Origin of the sequence: Legionella sp. km772 (assembly GCF_003989735.1) — a bacterium.
In the GTDB taxonomy this organism is placed as follows: Bacteria; Pseudomonadota; Gammaproteobacteria; order Legionellales; family Legionellaceae; genus Legionella.
In genome coordinates this window covers 1-16,753 of sequence record NZ_RZGQ01000057.1, presented here as the reverse complement: position 1 = coordinate 16,753, position 16,753 = coordinate 1, and the positions used below count along the sequence as shown (strand labels likewise).

Genomic DNA, 16,753 nt, shown 5'->3' with positions numbered 1-16,753 from the left:
TTTGATTTTTTTGATGCAGTGTAATAATTTCGCTTTTTGGTCATTCTATTCCCCTCTTATATTAGAAGAATAGCTCTTAAAAATACCTTTTTTTCGTCTAAAAATCCGCGCCTATATCAGAATTATCTTTTAGATTTTTTGGAACAACTAAATAAATATTCGGCGGCCATTCAAGCATTAATGGCTATAGCTATGTATTGGATTTCTTTTATGGCATATAAACTGTCTAAAAGAGCATCAGAAACTATCATCAAGGCTAAATTGTCGAATGGTCTAATTGTATCTCCCTCAAATAAACAAACATGGGTATTTACATTAAATTTTGTAAATATCAATATTCGAATTTGCACAGTTTTGAATGTGCAATGGAGTTATGCGTATTTGCCCTGGAAAAGAAAATGGCTTACGGAAACAGAGTTTTTTAATGGTCCTTTTAAATCTTTTTCCACGCAATTACCAATAAAATTAAACGAAGGAGAAGAAGGGTCTATTTATTATCCAAGAAATATTTTACATATTTTAAATATAGGCTTTAAACCAGATTCAAAATTTATAAATTTTTTATTCTTACGAATAAAAATTCACACTAATTCAGGACAAGACATAAACGTAAAAATACCTCTTAAAATAAAGCGAGAACTTTATAAAGAATGGAAAAATGTAATTAATTGATCTGGTTAACTATAGATCAATAAAGGGAAATTGCTAATTAATGAAAATTTTATTTCTTAAATGTTAACGTTTAATTGTTCGGAACAAAGAAATAACTGTTCCCATAAGTATTTTCTTAAAGTCTTTAGTAATCATCACTTCTGGCCAGTCATTATTAAGTGCAATTAATTTAACTTCAGGATCATCTATTGAAGCGGATAGCTTTTTATATTTCCTGATAATGACCTCTACATCACTCTCTAATTTCACTACTATAAAATCGCCAGGGCTGGGTTGAGTGTCAGGGTCAATAATCAAAATATCGTCGAACCTCAATTCAGGAAGCATGCTTTCATCTTTAACTAAAAGTGCAAACGCATTTTTTCCTATGCGTTTCTGAACATCCGAGTTTATTGGCACTAAATCGAGCTTTTCGGAATACAACTCGTCTTTTATTTTTTGGATTGCTAAAACAGGTTCACAAGCGCTTTTATAATCAAGAATTGGAATTAATCCACCCAAACCGGGTGTTTTAAAACTTCCTTGCCGATCATCTGAAAGACACATTAAAAATGAAGGAGAAACATCTAGGGCCTTGGCTAACTGTTTAATTTCCTCAGGTCCAGGAGTTCGCTCTCCCCTTTCATAATTATTTATGCGGGAGATATTTAAGTTATCAGTTAACTCAGCAAGCGCTCTCATAGTGAGCTTTTTACTCGTGCGCTCTTGTTTAATCCTTAATCCAATTTTCTCTTTAATACTCATTCAGTTGGCATACAAAAAATATTCTTAAAAATATGATAACAGATATTGACTCATTCTCAATGTGTGTTAACTTTAAATTTAAATTACTCGTTTCGAGCAATTTTGCTCAATAAGAGTTTTGCACGTAATTGGACTTTGCATATGGAGAAGTATAGGGATGTTGGATTATTTAATTAATCAGGACGAATTAGCTGCATTATGTGGGTTACCTCACATACAGCAACTAACTTATTTGAGAGGGATACGACCGTATATGGACGTAAAAACAGGACTAGTCGGCATTAAAAGACGCATCAGTCATCAATCCATTTCTGAGCAACTCTACATAGAACCGCATCCTGGTATTAAAAGCCAAAGCTTTTCTCGTGATCAAGTTCGGCGATCCATTGCTAGTTTAGTGCGTGTTGGTGTAGTTGCTGTGCACTCTGAAGAGATGCATTTAATTTTAAAGTGCGAATTGGCTACTTTGGGTTATTCTGTCCAAAATAAAGCCGCCATAAACCCGCCACAGAAAACCACCATAAAGCCACCCGTTACAGGCCTTATAAACACTGTGTTTTCTGAGGTTGAGGCGGAACAAGGCGCCATAGCAAAACCATCCAAAGCCGCCATACCTCTTAATAAAGATAATTATTATATTTATTTATTAGCGCAATTCGAACAATTTTGGTCGTTGTATCCAGAGCGAAAATCAAAGAGCAATGCACAAGCCGCTTTTGAGCAGTTAAGACCAAACGCAGAACTCTTTCAGCAGATCATGCACGCATTACAGCAACAAATTCAGCACAGAGATCAACTTAAAGCACAAGGCACTTGGGTACCACCTTGGAAATATCCAGCAAACTGGTTAGCTCAGCGTTGCTGGGAGGACGGATTATTTATGGACGCATTACAGGAGGTAAGCCATGCAAAGCATGAAAAAAATACTAGAGTACGTAACACCGGCGCAGACTTGTTCTGCCCTCCCTGTGATGAAGAAGAGCCAAGAGCAAGCAATGTCATCTCCATCTTGCGATGCCAATAGAGAGCAAAAGCGTATTGACTTATTGTTCTCAAAGTTTGCTGCCTTCTATGGGCATATTTGGCGAAGCCAGTTTAAAGAGGAAGTGTTTTTGAAGTTTGCCAAAAAAGAATGGCATGAAGGGTTGAGTGGATTTGCTGACGATGTCTTAAGTGAAGCCATTCTTGGTTGTAGGGAGCAGTACGAAATGCCTCCTACATTGCCGCAAATGATTTATTACTGCAAACAAATTAAAAAGCGAAAGGAGTTTCGAGTTAAAGAGGAACATATCAGAGCACAAGAATCTATTGTCGCCTTCAATGTAAAACAGTGTTTGAAGCATTTAGCTTAAAAAAAGGAGATAGCTATGTTGGTTTTAACCAGAAAGGCAGGACAGCAAATACTTATGGACAAAGGTCGTATTCAAATGAAGGTGATTAAAGTTGAGGATGACATCATTAGCATAGGGATAGATGCCCCCTTACATATTGATATTGCCCGGGAAGAAGTATTTTCTCAAAACCGTGCACAAGAAAAATGTGCTTCTTTAAATAGAGGTGCCCGATGAGCTCTTTTAAAAAAATAAAGCAAAAGATAACGCTAACTTATTTGATAGTAGCTTGCGCCCTATTCCCTTGTTCGTCCCAAGCCCAAAGTGTCGAAGGCATCCTTAACCGATCGGCTCACTACCTACAAGGAGGCATTGCTAAGGCAGTAGGTTTTCTTTGCATTGTTATAGCGGGTTTCATGTGTTTCAGGGGAAAGTTTCCTAAAGAATATTTCGTGATGATTCTCATTGGACTTGGCATCATCTTTGGCGCTGGATCTATATACAGCTATTGTGTGGGCTAGGAGGTGATTGTGGATACGCTTAAAAGCAGCCCCATTTTTAATGCACTGACCCGACCAGCAATGACCTTGGGAGTTACCTTTGAATACCACATCATCAACCTCATGGTTTCTATGTGTGCCTTTATAGGGTTCGCTCCACTGTATGGCTTAATTTTTATTCCGTTGCATGTCTTTGGCTGGTTAGTGTGTCGCTACGACATTCATTTTTTTACGATTTGTGCCAAATGCTATTTATTGCCTCATACCCCCAATAAAACACTTTGGAAGGTGCGTGCTTATGAACCGTTTTAAACTAGTAAAGCCTGTTACTCAAGAGGCAAAAATCTCAGATAACTTTCCTATAACACACCTCAACTCACCCTGCATTTTTGAGTCTCAATCAGGATTAGTAGGTTCTGTGCTACGTGTAGAGGGTATTTCTTTTGAGGTAGCAGAACCAGAGGTGCTAAATCATCAACTTTTTTTATTACACCAAGCCCTAATAGGTCTGGATTCTCGCTTTATCGTCTACATTACCACTCATAGACACAAAACATCATGCGTATTAACTGGGAATTTTACATCTGACTTTGCACGTGACCTTGATAAACGCTATCACCAGCGCTTTGCTAATAAGAAGGCTTATCAAAATAGTCTGTATTTAACAATCGTATTAAAAGGTGATAACTCCAATAAAACCAGCACATGGATTGAACGAATAAAAAGTATTAGTCATGTAAGTTCGGAGCTAAAGCAACTGCAACGAGAAAAGAACTGCACCGTGCTTCAAAATACCGTAAGCCAATTGCAGGCTAATTTATCATCATTTGGCGCAACACTTTTAGGTGATCGGGATAAAGAGTTAGGCCATAGCGAGCTATTAGAGTTTCTTGGCTTAGTAGTCAATGCAGGTCAAACGCCTCACTTTCAAAAGCCCATTTATAGTCCTCCGATTGCTAATGCTATTCCTGAGACGTTTAAAGAAGAGGTGCTTTATCCTCAAGGACACCTAGGCCAATACCTCAGCCGTTATCAATTACTTTTTGGTGAGTACATTCAGTTTCAAGGAAATACCCTTAGCGAGTGCACTTTTGGCGCCTTACTCTCATTAAAAAAATATCCAACGCACACAGTGAGTATTTTATTAGATAACTTACTCTCTTTAGATTGTGAGTTTATTTCTACACATACCTTTGCCCCCATTGGGCGTGATAGTGCTCTGGATAGAATTACTAAAAAACGCTCTAAATTAATTAATGCAGAAGACAAAGCCATTAGCCAAATGGATGTCTTAGCTCATTTAGAAGATGGTATTGCGAGCGAAACAGTATTGCTAGGCGCTCATCACCATACCTTGATGCTGCTTGCACCAACCAAAGAATCATTAGATGAACTTATTTTAGAAGCTACGAAGCGTTATGCCAGCTCAGGTATTGTGGTAGTGAAAGAAACGTTAGGCCAAGAACCTGCTTTTTGGAGCCAGATTCCCTGCAATCCCCATTTTATAGCACGTGCCTCATTAATCACCTCAGAAAATTTCACTGAGTTTTGTTCGTTACATAACACTAAGAGCGGTTATGCACATGAAAATTTTTTAGGTGGAGCAATTACTTTGCTTGAGTCGCCCTCTAAATCGCCTGTGTATTTTAACTATCACGTGCGTGGCTCACGCACCAATCCTACTAAAGGCCATGCTGCAGTATTTGGTGGAAATAATGCCGGTAAAACAACTCTGGTTAATTTCTTAGATGCTCAGATGGGGCGTTTTGGTGGCCGGTGCTTCATGTTAGATAGAGATGAATCTTCTAAAATATACATCCTAGCGTCCGGTAACAGCAGATATAACAAAATAGCACCATCCAGCAATGTTGCTATGAATCCCTTACAGCTTCCAGATACTCCAGAAAACCGCTCCTTTCTTAAATCATGGTTTGCCACACTGCTCTTAGAAGAGAACGAGCAAATGATTCCCAGCTCCATTGCCGAAACCATTAATGACTGTATTGATTATGTTTACGAGCAATTAGCTCCAGAATATAGAACCTTAAGCATTGTCAGCCAGTATTTACCCATCGATTTTCCACGTTGGCCGCACTTAAGACGTTGGCTTAAAAAGGATAGTCTGCGTATTGATGGAGAGTTTCATTGGTTATTTGATAATGAGTTCGATGCACTTAGTTTTAATTTTGATAAGGTAGGCTTTGATGTCACGTATCTGATGGATCAAGCCCCTCAACTGATAGCAACACCAGTGTATCTGTATTTATTACACCGCATGCGTCAATGCCTAGATGGCCGATTAACCTCGTTTATATTGGCAGAAGCATGGCAATTATTTGCATCCTCCTTTTGGGAAAAAACACTTCGTGAATGGTTGCCTACTATTCGTAAAAAGAATGGGCATTTTATTTTTGATACCCAATCACCTCAAACCATTATTAATTCACCGATTAGACACATTGTCTTTGATAACTTAGCAACGCTTATTGTGTTTCCTAATCCACGTGCGGAACGAGAGGTCTATATTGATGCACTCAAACTTACTGAGTCAGAATTTGAGGCAGTTAAAGAAAATACTCCAGAGTCGAGGATTTTTCTCTACAAGCAAGAACATGAATCATTATTGTGTCGTCTTGATTTAAGCGACCTTAAACAATACATCCGAGTACTATCAGCTAATACCAATTCAGTGAAGTTAGTTGATGAATTAATAGAGAAGTATGGAGCTCATCCTAACCAATGGTTACCAACCTTCTTTGAAAGGAGTGCATTATGAATAAAAAAGTGCTCCTGTGTTCTACCGTATTAGTTGCAAGCTTGTTATCTCCTATAGGTCATGCGGATTTATTAGGTGTCGAAGATGCACAAATGATTGTTTTAGCAATGAAGCAATTAAATGAGTTACAAGAACAATACCGCGTGTTACGTGATACCTATGAAACCGCTCAAGCGCAAGTAAATAATTTAAACCAATTAAAATCGATGAACTCAGGCCATTATGGATTTGGTGATTTGAACAATGGATTGGATTCATTACAAAGTTGGCAATCACCAGTAAGTACTTGGCAAGATGCATTGCAGAACTTATCGGGTGGCAACTCCACCCGATATAAGGAATTAGTTAGCGCCTATGAAAAAAATCATCCTGCATTGAATGAATCGAGTTATGCAAACAATACTACGCCCGGACAAGCAGCACGCTTTAAAGAAGATAAAGCCGTCAATCGCGCAGTCCTTGTGCAAACCACCGAAAGCTACAACGAAATTAATAAGCATATGGAAGCACTGCATAAGCTATCCAAACAAATTGAAAAAACAGCCAATACCAAAGGCGCCATTGATTTAAATTCAAGACTACTTACGGAGCTTGCTTTTATTCAGCTGATGAGCCTGAGACTACAAGCCCTAATAAGTCAACAAACAGCACAAGACAGCTTATCTGAATTACAAGACCGAGCTGAAATTGCACGCTTTAATCGATTACCCCACTGAACAAGGAGTACACCATGAAAGGGATGTTTGCATTGCTACTACTGAGCTTACTCAATGGCTGTTCGTCAAAACCGCCCGATTTAGATTCCCCTTGCGCTCAGTTTGGTCGGTATTGCCCGCAATACCCAATTAATGAAGTGGTGCTTACAGAGGAAAAATAATGAATAGAGCATTGAAACAGTGCATTGTACTATTAAGCGTTCTTACATTATGTGCTTGTCATCATGACAATCCATTAAAAACACACTCCAAGCAAGACACACTTAACTTTCTTCTGAATGCCTCAGCTAATGCGGAAAAGTGTCTTCATATCCTGACGCAAAAAGACTCCTATGGGTATGGCTACTTAGAGTGTATGGACGGTAAAAAAAGTCCTGAATTACAGTGTACTGCATTGTATTTAGGGATGATGGAATTTGCTAGAGAAGGACATTATCCGGGGTTTAATAAGCTTAGAGCTCAAGATTTAATTGATGCTGCGTTCTTTACAACGATTGCGGATGATTATGCCGAATTTGCAGTCACGCACGAGCCTCGCTTTGTTATCGAGGCGCACTAATGAACGCCATGACCTACAACAATTTTATCATTCAACTGGCTGGCGAAATTGATAGATTAACTCGTCACTTTGTTTTTGATGGCTATAAAGCAATGGCTTCCATACTCCAAGCCCCATTAGCCTCTATGATTATTCTTTATATAGTACTTAAAGGGTATGGCATAGCGCAAGGCGTCATTAAACAGCCTCAACACGAGTTATTTCGTTTCGCAATTCGTGCCGGGCTTATTTATATGTTCGCACTGAATTGGGAGTTATTTTCTTTCTATGTGCGTGATTTATTTATTGTAGGTAGTGAAACCATCGGCACAAAGCTGATGTTAGCGCTTAATCAACAAGGATTAGGCTCCTCTATTAACCAAGGGATACAAAATGTTTTAAATGAAATTTTAAAGTTAGGGTGTGATTTATTTAAAATTGGTTCATTAAGAAAACCGACGCCTTATTTTGCAGGGATGATGGTGTTCCTATCGGGCAGCATCACGCTAGGGTTAGCTTTTATAGAGATAGTGACCGCCAAGCTTATGATGGCCCTTGTATTATGCACCGCACCTCTATTTATCGTATTCACTTTGTTTGACCAAACCAAACCTTTTTTTGAGCGCTGGCTTGGTAAATTGTCTGGTTTTTCCTTTGTACTCATTTTTGTATCCGCTGTAGTAGGACTTTGTGTGCGCTTATTACATTGGGTGACTTCTTCTTTTATGACGGATAGCACTCAAGTAAGTGCTGCAATTTGGATTCCTATTTTTATTGTTGCCTGCTTATGTATCACGGGAATATTCCAAGCGGTATGTATTGGTAAAAGTATAGGCGGTTCCGTTTGTACCTCAGGTGGGGCTGCAATGGTCGGTGGTTTTATAGGAAGCAGTTTAGGTGCTGGTCGATTTTCCAAAACCTTCATGCGCAACAACACACAAAGAGCGGCATCGGCATTAGATAAAGGAAAGCAACTGGGTAATGCCGGTCACAATTTATTTAAACAACTCCATAAGAACTTAAGAAGAGGTGCTTGATGAGCCAACAACCGTCGTTAACACGTTATTTTAACCATGCGAGAACTTGGGCTGATGATAATTTTGGACGTATAGAACAATCACGAAAACGCTACCAAGTCGCTTTTCTAACTGCCATGCTATTGAATGTCATATCACTCATTGCTGTAGCCGTATTGGCTAATTACCAAACCATAGTACCGCTGTTAGTGCACCATTATGATAATGGGGTACTCACAGTGGATGCGGTAGCCAACAAACAAACGCCGCTTAACGAAGACCAAGTCCGTAGTGACATTGCTCGCTACATTCAAAACCGAGAGTCCTATGATGTTTCCAGTTATAGAGCCCAATTTGAGTTAATACATTTACTTTCAAATAACGTGGTAGCAAAGGAATACGTGAATGAGCACGATGCGGCGAATAAAGCCTCACCCATTCATCTATTAGGTAACCAAATCAAACGTGAAGTACGCCTTTACAGCATTAATTTCCTCGATTCCATGTTGGCCAATGAAGAAGGATTGCACAAAGACCATCATGCGTTAGCTGAAGTGGTATTTAGTCTAGTGGATACAGACAAAACCACGGGTAAATCAACTTCTACCCATTATAACGCCCTAATTTCCTGGCAATACGGCACACCGCCATCATCCCCAGAAGAACGTTGGCAAAATTGGGATGGTTTTGAAGTCACTCGATACAGTAAACAACTAAGAGCAACGGAGGCTCATGTATGAAATCATTCTTAATTAGCATAGCGTGCTTAATGCCTTTAACCAGTGCTTTAGCGCAAAATAACCCTACTCCATTGACCCAAGATGCGCGCATCAAACAAGTGGTCTATAGGGAAAATGATGTGGTGCCTGTGCATGGTATACCGTTCACAACGACTCAAATTCAATTCGCCGATAAAGAAGAGATATTGGATATTGAAGGTGGTGATACAACTGCGTGGATGGTGACTTACCATCCAGAGCTTAGCAATATTGTTTTTGTTAAGCCGACACAGTTTAATTCAGATACCAATATGACGGTGGTGACCAATAAACATGCTTATTATTTTCATCTGTTAAGTAGCAAAAACTTAAGTGCTGACTCAAAGCAACAAACCTACGCTTTAAAGTTTACGTATGTAGAAGCAAAACCTAAGCCCGTAACGGCCCAACACAACGCATCAAAAGTCACTCCTCAACCCAAAGTAGTCAATGCAGCCTATCGCTTTAGCGGTAGTCCGCAATTAGTGCCACGCCATGTGTTTGATGATGGGCGGTTTACTTATTTTGAATTAACGAACACTGGTGCAGTACCTGCCATTTTCGCTGTTGAGGATGGCAGCGGTAAAGAGTCCACCGTCAATAGTCGCCGTGAAGGCAAATACATTGTGGTGCAACGCCTAGCGCCACAATTTACTCTACGCCAAGGAAGACTCACTACTTCCGTATTTAATGCTCAAGAAATTAATCGCATTGCTGCCAACAGGAGACCTCAATGAATACGGACAACAAAACACCGGATGTATTAAGCAATAGAACTCAAGTTGCAAAAAAAGACAATCATATCAAATGGAAAGACCGAGCGTTATGGATTGGTACCGTTGTTTTGTGTGCGCTCATTGCATTAAGTGGGTTCCTGCCTAAACGCCACAGTAATGAAGTGACTGAAGAGAGCGAAAAGCAAAGTCCATCTCTTGCCTTAAGCCAAAATCTAGAGCTTATTGCAGCCCTTAGAGAACAAAATAAAGCACAAACAGGCTATCACGGTGGCGACCCGAATCATCCACCAAAAATTAGAAATGCTTCACAAAACACGGTATCTAAAGAGACGCTAGCGCGGATGAATGCACCATCAACCTTTTTTAGCGCCAGTGGTTCGGATTCCCCTATAAGCGCCTTAAAAGCGAAAAAAGAAGCTCAGAAAACATTGATGGGGCAAGATGCTAACTCTCAATTCTTAAATCAGCAAAATGATATCACAACAGTATTTGCAAAACGTCTACCTCATCCCAATTGGACAGTGCCCGCAGGCGAGATGATTCCTGCAACCTTAGAGACAGCAATTAACTCTGAATTGGCAGGCATGGTAAAAGCAATTACAAAGCATGACATCTATTCATTATCAGACCATCGATTATTGCTCCCCAAAGGCTCATCGGTAATCGGACAATTTAATACTGCTATTACTCAAGGACAGCGTCGTATTTTTATCGTCTGGAACCAAATACAAATGAGCAATGGGGTAAAAGTCACTTTAAATAGCCCAGGCTCTGATTCCATAGGTCGCTCAGGAGTAGCTGCCGATTATATTGACCGTCATTTCTTTGAGCGATTTGGCAGCGGCGCTCTGCTTTCTGTATTAGGTGCATTTTCTGCAACCGGAGGGGTTAATGGACAAGACCAATACAACTCCATGGCGCAATACCGAATGAACGTTGCAGGTTCATTCCAGCAAGCGGCTAATCAAACCCTGCAACAAGACATGCAACAAAATACTACCTTACAAACCAATCAAGGTGCTGAGATTAAGATTTTTGTAGCCCATGATTTGGATTTTTACCGTGTTGCGGGTAGGGGTTGAAATGGATGCCATCAAAGCACGTTGTGCTCCTGGTTCAACGGGGCTTTTAGCCCCACTACAATGCTTTTTAGATGATGAGCATGTTTCTGAAATTTTAATTAATAAGCCACAAGAAATTTATATTGAGCGTGAAGGGATATTGCAACGCTTAGACATGCCTGAGCTGACTACTCAATATCTAAGACGTTTATTCGTACTATTGGCGAATGAAAACAAGCAAACCTTATCGGAAGGCGCACCCATTTTGTCTGGTAACTTAAAAGATGGCTCCAGAGTGCAATTGGTAATTCCACCAGCCTCTCTTTATGAAACCTTATCGATACGAAAATTCACCTTAAAGCAGTTGAGTTTCGAGGACTACAAGGAGATAGGTTTTTTTTCGCGAGCACTAGCTGTAGGCTTAGATAAACCTACTCAAGAGGATAATGAATCCCACCTTCTTCATTTATATCATTCACAAGATTGGTTGAAATTTATCAGCCAAGCCATTGTTAATAAGAAAAACATTATTATTTCAGGTGGTACCTCTTCTGGGAAAACCACTTTTTTAAATAGTTGTCTGGGACAAATACCACGAGATGAGCGACTTATCACTCTTGAGGACACTTATGAAATAGAGTGTCCCCACACTAATCTGGTGCGATTAAAAGCATTAAAACCAACCGGTGAATCCATAGCGCGCATTAGCATGCAAGATTTAGTACAGGCCACGTTAAGGTTAAGACCAGACCGCATCATCATGGGGGAAATCAGAGGAAAGGAGATTTTTGATTTTGTCTCTGCCTGCTCTACAGGACACAGTGGCGCATTAGCCACCATACATGCCAATAATCCACGCGTTGCCTTTATGCGCATGGCGCAACTCTATAAATTAAATCAAGTGGCTGGCATGGAGGAGGCAGACATTTACAAGATATTGCATGAAGTTATTGATGTAGTCGTGCAATTACAAAAAACTACGGAAGGCCGACGTTTGGTGGAGGTGTATTATAAACACGCTCAATAAAATAAGTATTTACCTCCTGGCAGGTGTTACGTTTATTCAAATAAGCTGCCAAATCGCTTTATTGCTTACTGGGGTGACTCAGTTTGCCACGCCCATTGTATTAAAAGACTTAATACATCATGGCTTTTTAAATGAGATAGCAATTGCTTGTTCTATTACCAGTTTAATGATGCTTTGCCTGTTTGGACTTATGCAGAAAGGATTTAAGCGGTATTTAGCTTATATGGTGAGCAGTAGTATTTTAATAAGTACGGGGCTTTTTATAGCAGGATATTTTATTTTTTCCTGGTTATTTTTAGAGGAAATCCACTCCTTGTTAGGGCTTATTGATTTGGCCAATCTTCACTATCAGAACTTAGAACTTTGGTCTGCTTTTATTAAAACAGAAGGTGCACTTTTTCTTATTAGCTTTATTGCACTGGGTCTTTATCTCTTTAATAAAATAAGACCAGAAAAATAAGTACTAGGAAACGCCCACTTTGCCAACGGTTTTGAAATGAAGAAAGCCCTATTCTTCAAGCAGGAAGAGCAAAGCATTATTATCGGTAAAAAGTATGGAGCACCACTCTATTCCAATGGCTTTGAGCACGTGCTTGTTTTTGCCCCAACAGGAAGTGGTAAAACCCGCAGCATAGGCATACCCAATTTATTTCATTATCCTTATTCTGTAGTGTGTAATGACGTCAAGTTAACGCTGTTTAAAACCACTTCAGGCTATAGACAACAGGTATTAGGGCATCAGTGTTATTGTTGGGCTCCAACCAATGAAGAGCACGTAACCCATAGATACAATCCTTTATCACTCATTTCAAACGATAAAGTACAGCGTCTTACAGATATTCAACGTATGGCGCATATTCTAATTCCTGATAACAAAAAATCCGATCCCATTTGGCAGCAAGCGTCACGCAAATTATTCAAAGTAGCCGTGTTATATCTATTGGATACCCCTGAACGGCCAACTACATTAGGTGAAATAAATCGCCTTATAAAGCAAGCGGACTTTGATGATTGGTTAATCTCATTGTTAAAGGAAACTGACCATCTCGATCCTGAATTTTACCGTAACGGCTACTCCTATCTTAATAATTATGAAAAAACGAGAAGCTCAATCCTTGAAACATTCTCAGGCTATTTTGAGTTATTTGACGATCCAACGATTGATGCGGCAACCAGTGGTACTGATTTCGATTTACGCGAATTACGCTCTAAACCAATGACCCTCTATATTGGCTTTACTGATGACGATATGGAGCGACTCTCTCCATTGCTCACTTTATTTTGGCAACAATTAATATCGGTGATGATTAAGGAAATTCCCGACCCAGTAAAAGAACCTTATCCTTTGTTATGTTTGATTGATGAGTTTTCATCTTTAGGACGTATCGAACGCTTAAGACGCTCCCTTAAATTACTACGTGAATACCGGGTGCGCTGCGTCTTAATGATGCAATACATAGCCCAAACCTATGAACAATATTCTCAAGATGAGGCAAAAGCCTTTACTAATATTAAAACCAAAATCGCTTTTGCAACAGAAGACATTCACGATGCAGAATACGTAAGTAAGTTACTGGGTACTCGAACAGTTCAAGTATCGGGAGGCTCGGCAAGCATTCAACATCAAGGCTATTCCGAATCGAAAAACTATAATTACCAAGCTATTCCGCTGATGCGTCCTGATGAAGTAATGCGTTTAACCGAACATTTAATTCTGATTATGCGCACCGGTCACCCACCGGTAAAAGCTGGCCAATTTATTTGGTACAAAGACCCAGCAATGAAACAGCATACCTTTGAGCCGGTAGGCGTCCCCAAACAAGCCATACAGCATTATCCCTTTATTCGCCCACTATCGGTTCAATCATCTTTTTTGGAGGCACTAGAAACCTAATATGAAAAAACCACCCCAGCAGCCTAATATGGATGAATGGCTGCTTGATTCGCTGCATGGACTGCACGATGGGGATGACGATGAACAAGAGGTGCTTAGGCCTGAGCACTTTTTAAGTTCATTAACCTACAAGTACGTAAGTACACTACAACCCAAACAACATACCTTGGAGATTGAGCGGCAAATCCGAAAAATCATGTCGCGATCTCTTTGGCCTCGTATACTCATTTCAAGATGTCGATTACTGCTCGCCCATTCTTTGCCCTTAATATCAGATGGGCATTGGATTATTATGGACTTTATCCTCAATAGCCTTCGTTTAATACTGCATTACATAGGTATGCTTATAAATGGATTAAGGTTATTGATGAATCTTACTTTATTAGTAAAACCGCTTTTTACTGATTCATTGCCATTACAAGGGATAAAACAAGCATTATCTCATTCATGGTTTGAGTTATTTCTTGATGCACATAGCCTCATATCAGCTGTTTTACCAACCACTTTATTAAAAACTTCTTGTGCATTTTCTGCCTTAGAATTAGGTGTTTTTATGCTTCGAGGTTGGCTTGAGTTAAGGGAACTCTCTACCTTTAAACAGTCATTCAATGGAGAGATAACCAAAAACAATCTATCAGAGGAACATTTAATTGAAATGAAAAAGACAGAAGCTCATGCGGCCGCCTTGTATAAGCTTAAATTAAAAAAACTTGTACTTAATTGTGCTGTTTTATCTGTATCAATACTTTTATTTGTCTTTAAATACTTTATGTTACCGTCACTCTCTTTAACGCTAGTTAGCAATCCTGTAGTGCCTCTTCTATTTGCTGTTTTAGCATTAGGGCTTTCCCTAGCGAATCATTATGGTGGCCAATATTTAGATAAAGTAAAGCCAAAAGTTAAGCTGTCGCAATTGTCTGGAAAAGTTTCGTTCTTTAAAGCGAGCGCTCCTGTTGCTGAAGCGCCGCACGCTGTTGAATTGTTTTCGCAACTGCTGGAAGCGACCTCTGTAACGTACTCATCAAATCCTTGTTTATCATAATGGCAGCAGCAGCCGTTTGCAGTTTTTGACGGTGTTGCTCGCCTATCAAGCCTGCTGTTTTATTATTTTTCATACTTAATTGCTCATACTGGATTAGTTCAGGGTATTTTTTACAAAGCACACCCCATGCTCTTTCTTTATGTAGTTGTTGTATATGCTTGATTTGCGTAATCAATAGCTCGGCGGATTTGTTGCACGCTTTGGCTATAGAATTAATATGATATCTGTCTTTTTGAATATCAATCAAGCTAGCTTGGCTGATTACATGTTCTGATAATTTTTCTATTTGAGGGGTTTGAGCTATGGTAGTAATTGTTTTATAACGTTCATGTCGTTCAGCGTATGATTTAACAGTATCTAACCCTTTTGTAGTAATGTCATATAGCTCAATAAATTCTTTTTGCTCTCCAATAAGAAAAGCCGCGCTTTTATCCCTCTCCACACTTCTTTTATATAGTGCATCAAAGTTATGGTGTTCTGATTGCTTTATTCCTTGCTGACGAGCTTCTTTGTCGATAAGTCTAAACTGTTTTCGTAAATCAGCAGCCTCATCAAGTAGTTCGGCAATTTGATGGCCAACAGCTTTGACTCGATAATTTTGGGATGCATAGGCTTTGAGTTTTTGAGTATTCAAATAAGCTTCATAATTCACTATGTAATTCCACTTGCCTTTTATAAGGTGAGCCGCTTTAGTAAACGTATTAATGGTTTTTCCAATCAAGCTATCCGGCTCAAATCCAGCCCGCATGGCAAAGTCTAAAGGCCAATCAATTACATTATCTTTAATGGTGGTACGCGATAAAGTTTTAATTAATGACTGTACATCAGGATGATAATGTTTGCTGGTGTATATGTTTAACGACTCTCGATGGCGCGTCATAGCAACAAAAGCTAAATTCTTATCCCAATAAGGACTATCAACAAACACACTGATATTATCGCAGGTCATTCCTTGAGATTTATGCACAGTTAAAGCGTAACCATAATCAATGAATGAATAAGATTTTGGAATAATAACCTGTTCACCGCTATCCAATGTTGCGTGGAATTCATTAGTATTGATATGAGTAATTGTAGCTAACTCACCATTTCGTACACCTAAATCCTTATTGTTTTGGCGAAATAAAATTCGCTCTCCTAATGCCAACTGTATTTTTTGTGTGCCATTTTGGGACTGGTATTCATACCCTTCTTGCCCAATAACTCCTTGCTGTTGCATAACGGTGCGCGCTTGTTCATTAATTAAGGCAACAGAGGCCTTGGTAAATGCCAAAATAGTGTGTTCTTTAATGGACTGCGCATTTTGTTGCTGTGCCCATTCGTTAATAAGCAAGCTTACGGCCTCTTCACATTCATCTGAAAAGTGAACAGCTCCTTTGGTGGAGTAATGTTCAATGGCCTCTCTAACTTGGCCCCGCGCCAAAGCAAGGCTTGCTTTTCTGTCATCAAGATTCCTTTGTCGTTTGATCTGCTCTAGTTCAATATAACCAACCCGGGCAGCAATACCTCGAAAAATCTCTCCTTTATGGATTGGTTTTAATTGATCAGGGTCACCCACTAAAATGATTTTAGCCCTAGCTTTGTTCACGGACTCAATAAGATAGGACATACTCGAACAATCAACCATTCCCGCTTCATCAATGATTAACACATGATCTTTAGTCAAGGTTATTTGATTATTCCGTAACCGATAAATAAGTGAGGCTATGGTAGAGGATGCAATCCCTGTTTCCGCTTGCAATGCCTTTGCGACTTTACCTGACAATGAAGCGCCTAATACTTGATAGTTATTAGACTCATAATGCTCTTTAAGTGGCTTAAGTAACTCATGTTACGCACATAAACTTGTAGTTTGACTAAAAAGCATTAGAATTCCGCCCTTAATTTTAGGGAGGGAATTAAATGGATATGCTTGATCTTTATAGTGATTATTTGATTTTC

20 protein-coding genes and 1 pseudogene are annotated in these 16,753 nt (G+C 39.4%); 18 read left to right on the top strand and 3 right to left on the bottom strand.

The annotated features are described in order from the left end of the window. The first annotated feature begins 138 nt into the window (after nt 1-138). On the top strand, nt 139-672 hold the full coding sequence (locus ELY15_RS07790; protein WP_148111233.1) for a hypothetical protein: 534 nt from the start codon (nt 139-141) through the stop codon (nt 670-672). Nucleotides 673-735: 63 nt separating this feature from the next. Here ELY15_RS07790 and ELY15_RS07785 read toward each other — a convergent pair whose 3' ends face one another. After that, entirely contained in the window at nt 736-1,416 is a 681-nt protein-coding gene (locus tag ELY15_RS07785) for an XRE family transcriptional regulator (protein ID WP_127099099.1), read from the bottom strand. A 157-nt stretch (nt 1,417-1,573) separates the two neighbouring features. Between ELY15_RS07785 and ELY15_RS07780 the strand changes: the two genes are divergently transcribed. The 17 genes from ELY15_RS07780 to ELY15_RS07710 all read left to right on the top strand — a co-directional run bounded on the left by ELY15_RS07780 (nt 1,574) and on the right by ELY15_RS07710 (nt 14,812). Then, nucleotides 1,574-2,440, top strand: a complete 867-nt coding sequence (locus tag ELY15_RS07780) for a hypothetical protein (RefSeq protein WP_127099098.1) — start codon at nt 1,574-1,576, stop codon at nt 2,438-2,440. Beyond that, nucleotides 2,412-2,768 carry a Vir protein gene (locus tag ELY15_RS07775; protein ID WP_127099101.1) on the top strand — a complete coding sequence of 119 codons (357 nt, stop codon included), beginning with the start codon at nt 2,412-2,414 and terminating at the stop codon, nt 2,766-2,768. The genes ELY15_RS07780 and ELY15_RS07775 overlap by 29 nt, the downstream gene beginning before the upstream one ends. Nucleotides 2,769-2,783: 15 nt before the next feature. Next, nucleotides 2,784-2,984 (top strand): carbon storage regulator, encoded by a 201-nt coding sequence (locus tag ELY15_RS07770; RefSeq protein WP_127099097.1) that lies wholly within the window; start codon nt 2,784-2,786, stop codon nt 2,982-2,984. Further along, nucleotides 2,981-3,268, top strand: a complete 288-nt coding sequence (locus ELY15_RS07765; RefSeq protein WP_127099096.1) for a TrbC/VirB2 family protein — start codon at nt 2,981-2,983, stop codon at nt 3,266-3,268. Before ELY15_RS07770 ends, ELY15_RS07765 begins: the two co-directional genes overlap by 4 nt. Nucleotides 3,269-3,277: 9 nt before the next feature. Next, a complete protein-coding gene (locus tag ELY15_RS07760) occupies nt 3,278-3,559 on the top strand; it encodes a type IV secretion system protein VirB3 (RefSeq protein ID WP_127099095.1) in 282 nt (93 codons plus the stop codon). Next, nucleotides 3,546-6,023, top strand: a complete 2,478-nt coding sequence (locus tag ELY15_RS07755) for a VirB4 family type IV secretion/conjugal transfer ATPase (protein ID WP_127099094.1) — start codon at nt 3,546-3,548, stop codon at nt 6,021-6,023. The genes ELY15_RS07760 and ELY15_RS07755 overlap by 14 nt, the downstream gene beginning before the upstream one ends. Continuing rightward, a complete protein-coding gene (locus ELY15_RS07750) occupies nt 6,020-6,739 on the top strand; it encodes a type IV secretion system protein (RefSeq protein WP_127099093.1) in 720 nt (239 codons plus the stop codon). Before ELY15_RS07755 ends, ELY15_RS07750 begins: the two co-directional genes overlap by 4 nt. Before the next feature lie 14 nt (nt 6,740-6,753). Then, complete coding sequence (gene lvhB7, locus ELY15_RS16365) at nt 6,754-6,900, top strand: T4SS-associated protein LvhB7 (RefSeq protein WP_199744188.1); 147 nt, start codon at nt 6,754-6,756, stop codon at nt 6,898-6,900. Further along, nucleotides 6,900-7,298, top strand: a complete 399-nt coding sequence (gene lvrD, locus ELY15_RS07745) for a T4SS-associated protein LvrD (protein ID WP_127099092.1) — start codon at nt 6,900-6,902, stop codon at nt 7,296-7,298. Before lvhB7 ends, lvrD begins: the two co-directional genes overlap by 1 nt. After that, nucleotides 7,298-8,314: a type IV secretion system protein gene (locus ELY15_RS07740; protein WP_127099091.1), complete on the top strand. Its 1,017-nt coding sequence runs from the start codon at nt 7,298-7,300 to the stop codon at nt 8,312-8,314. The genes lvrD and ELY15_RS07740 overlap by 1 nt, the downstream gene beginning before the upstream one ends. After that, nucleotides 8,314-9,033 carry a virB8 family protein gene (locus ELY15_RS07735; protein WP_127099090.1) on the top strand — a complete coding sequence of 240 codons (720 nt, stop codon included), beginning with the start codon at nt 8,314-8,316 and terminating at the stop codon, nt 9,031-9,033. Before ELY15_RS07740 ends, ELY15_RS07735 begins: the two co-directional genes overlap by 1 nt. Beyond that, nucleotides 9,030-9,788 carry a P-type conjugative transfer protein VirB9 gene (gene virB9, locus ELY15_RS07730; RefSeq protein ID WP_127099089.1) on the top strand — a complete coding sequence of 253 codons (759 nt, stop codon included), beginning with the start codon at nt 9,030-9,032 and terminating at the stop codon, nt 9,786-9,788. Before ELY15_RS07735 ends, virB9 begins: the two co-directional genes overlap by 4 nt. Next, nucleotides 9,785-10,870 carry a TrbI/VirB10 family protein gene (locus ELY15_RS07725; protein WP_127099088.1) on the top strand — a complete coding sequence of 362 codons (1,086 nt, stop codon included), beginning with the start codon at nt 9,785-9,787 and terminating at the stop codon, nt 10,868-10,870. The genes virB9 and ELY15_RS07725 overlap by 4 nt, the downstream gene beginning before the upstream one ends. 1 nt (nt 10,871) lies before the next feature. Beyond that, complete coding sequence (gene virB11 / locus ELY15_RS07720; protein WP_127099087.1) at nt 10,872-11,876, top strand: P-type DNA transfer ATPase VirB11; 1,005 nt, start codon at nt 10,872-10,874, stop codon at nt 11,874-11,876. A 73-nt stretch (nt 11,877-11,949) separates the two neighbouring features. Then, entirely contained in the window at nt 11,950-12,336 is a 387-nt protein-coding gene (locus ELY15_RS16425) for a hypothetical protein (protein ID WP_233586568.1), read from the top strand. Between the two features lie 36 nt (nt 12,337-12,372). Further along, nucleotides 12,373-13,770 carry a type IV secretory system conjugative DNA transfer family protein gene (locus ELY15_RS07715; RefSeq protein ID WP_233586566.1) on the top strand — a complete coding sequence of 466 codons (1,398 nt, stop codon included), beginning with the start codon at nt 12,373-12,375 and terminating at the stop codon, nt 13,768-13,770. Between the two features lies 1 nt (nt 13,771). Continuing rightward, a complete protein-coding gene (locus ELY15_RS07710) occupies nt 13,772-14,812 on the top strand; it encodes a hypothetical protein (protein ID WP_127099086.1) in 1,041 nt (346 codons plus the stop codon). On the opposite strand, the gene ELY15_RS07705 is transcribed toward ELY15_RS07710, so the two are convergent. Both ELY15_RS07705 and ELY15_RS16520 read right to left on the bottom strand, forming a co-directional pair. Further along, entirely contained in the window at nt 14,706-16,031 is a 1,326-nt protein-coding gene (locus tag ELY15_RS07705; protein WP_255411073.1) for a hypothetical protein, read from the bottom strand. The genes ELY15_RS07710 and ELY15_RS07705 overlap by 107 nt on opposite strands. Nucleotides 16,032-16,178: 147 nt before the next feature. Then, nucleotides 16,179-16,625, bottom strand: a pseudogene (locus ELY15_RS16520) (AAA family ATPase); the annotation flags it as partial. Nucleotides 16,626-16,753: the final 128 nt, after the last annotated feature.

What these genes read in the sequence shown, in the direction of transcription:
- ELY15_RS07785 (WP_127099099.1), bottom strand. Translation starts at nt 1,416, where the DNA reads ATGAGTATTAAAGAGAAAATTGGATTAAGGATTAAACAAGAGCGCACG.
- ELY15_RS07780 (WP_127099098.1), top strand. Translation starts at nt 1,574, where the DNA reads ATGTTGGATTATTTAATTAATCAGGACGAATTAGCTGCATTATGTGGG.
- ELY15_RS07775 (WP_127099101.1), top strand. Translation starts at nt 2,412, where the DNA reads ATGTCATCTCCATCTTGCGATGCCAATAGAGAGCAAAAGCGTATTGAC.
- ELY15_RS07770 (WP_127099097.1), top strand. Translation starts at nt 2,784, where the DNA reads ATGTTGGTTTTAACCAGAAAGGCAGGACAGCAAATACTTATGGACAAA.
- ELY15_RS07765 (WP_127099096.1), top strand. Translation starts at nt 2,981, where the DNA reads ATGAGCTCTTTTAAAAAAATAAAGCAAAAGATAACGCTAACTTATTTG.
- ELY15_RS07755 (WP_127099094.1), top strand. Translation starts at nt 3,546, where the DNA reads ATGAACCGTTTTAAACTAGTAAAGCCTGTTACTCAAGAGGCAAAAATC.
- ELY15_RS07750 (WP_127099093.1), top strand. Translation starts at nt 6,020, where the DNA reads ATGAATAAAAAAGTGCTCCTGTGTTCTACCGTATTAGTTGCAAGCTTG.
- lvhB7 (WP_199744188.1), top strand. Translation starts at nt 6,754, where the DNA reads ATGAAAGGGATGTTTGCATTGCTACTACTGAGCTTACTCAATGGCTGT.
- lvrD (WP_127099092.1), top strand. Translation starts at nt 6,900, where the DNA reads ATGAATAGAGCATTGAAACAGTGCATTGTACTATTAAGCGTTCTTACA.
- ELY15_RS07740 (WP_127099091.1), top strand. Translation starts at nt 7,298, where the DNA reads ATGAACGCCATGACCTACAACAATTTTATCATTCAACTGGCTGGCGAA.
- ELY15_RS07735 (WP_127099090.1), top strand. Translation starts at nt 8,314, where the DNA reads ATGAGCCAACAACCGTCGTTAACACGTTATTTTAACCATGCGAGAACT.
- virB9 (WP_127099089.1), top strand. Translation starts at nt 9,030, where the DNA reads ATGAAATCATTCTTAATTAGCATAGCGTGCTTAATGCCTTTAACCAGT.
- ELY15_RS07725 (WP_127099088.1), top strand. Translation starts at nt 9,785, where the DNA reads ATGAATACGGACAACAAAACACCGGATGTATTAAGCAATAGAACTCAA.
- virB11 (WP_127099087.1), top strand. Translation starts at nt 10,872, where the DNA reads ATGGATGCCATCAAAGCACGTTGTGCTCCTGGTTCAACGGGGCTTTTA.
- ELY15_RS07715 (WP_233586566.1), top strand. Translation starts at nt 12,373, where the DNA reads ATGAAGAAAGCCCTATTCTTCAAGCAGGAAGAGCAAAGCATTATTATC.
- ELY15_RS07710 (WP_127099086.1), top strand. Translation starts at nt 13,772, where the DNA reads ATGAAAAAACCACCCCAGCAGCCTAATATGGATGAATGGCTGCTTGAT.
- ELY15_RS07705 (WP_255411073.1), bottom strand. Translation starts at nt 16,031, where the DNA reads ATGCAACAGCAAGGAGTTATTGGGCAAGAAGGGTATGAATACCAGTCC.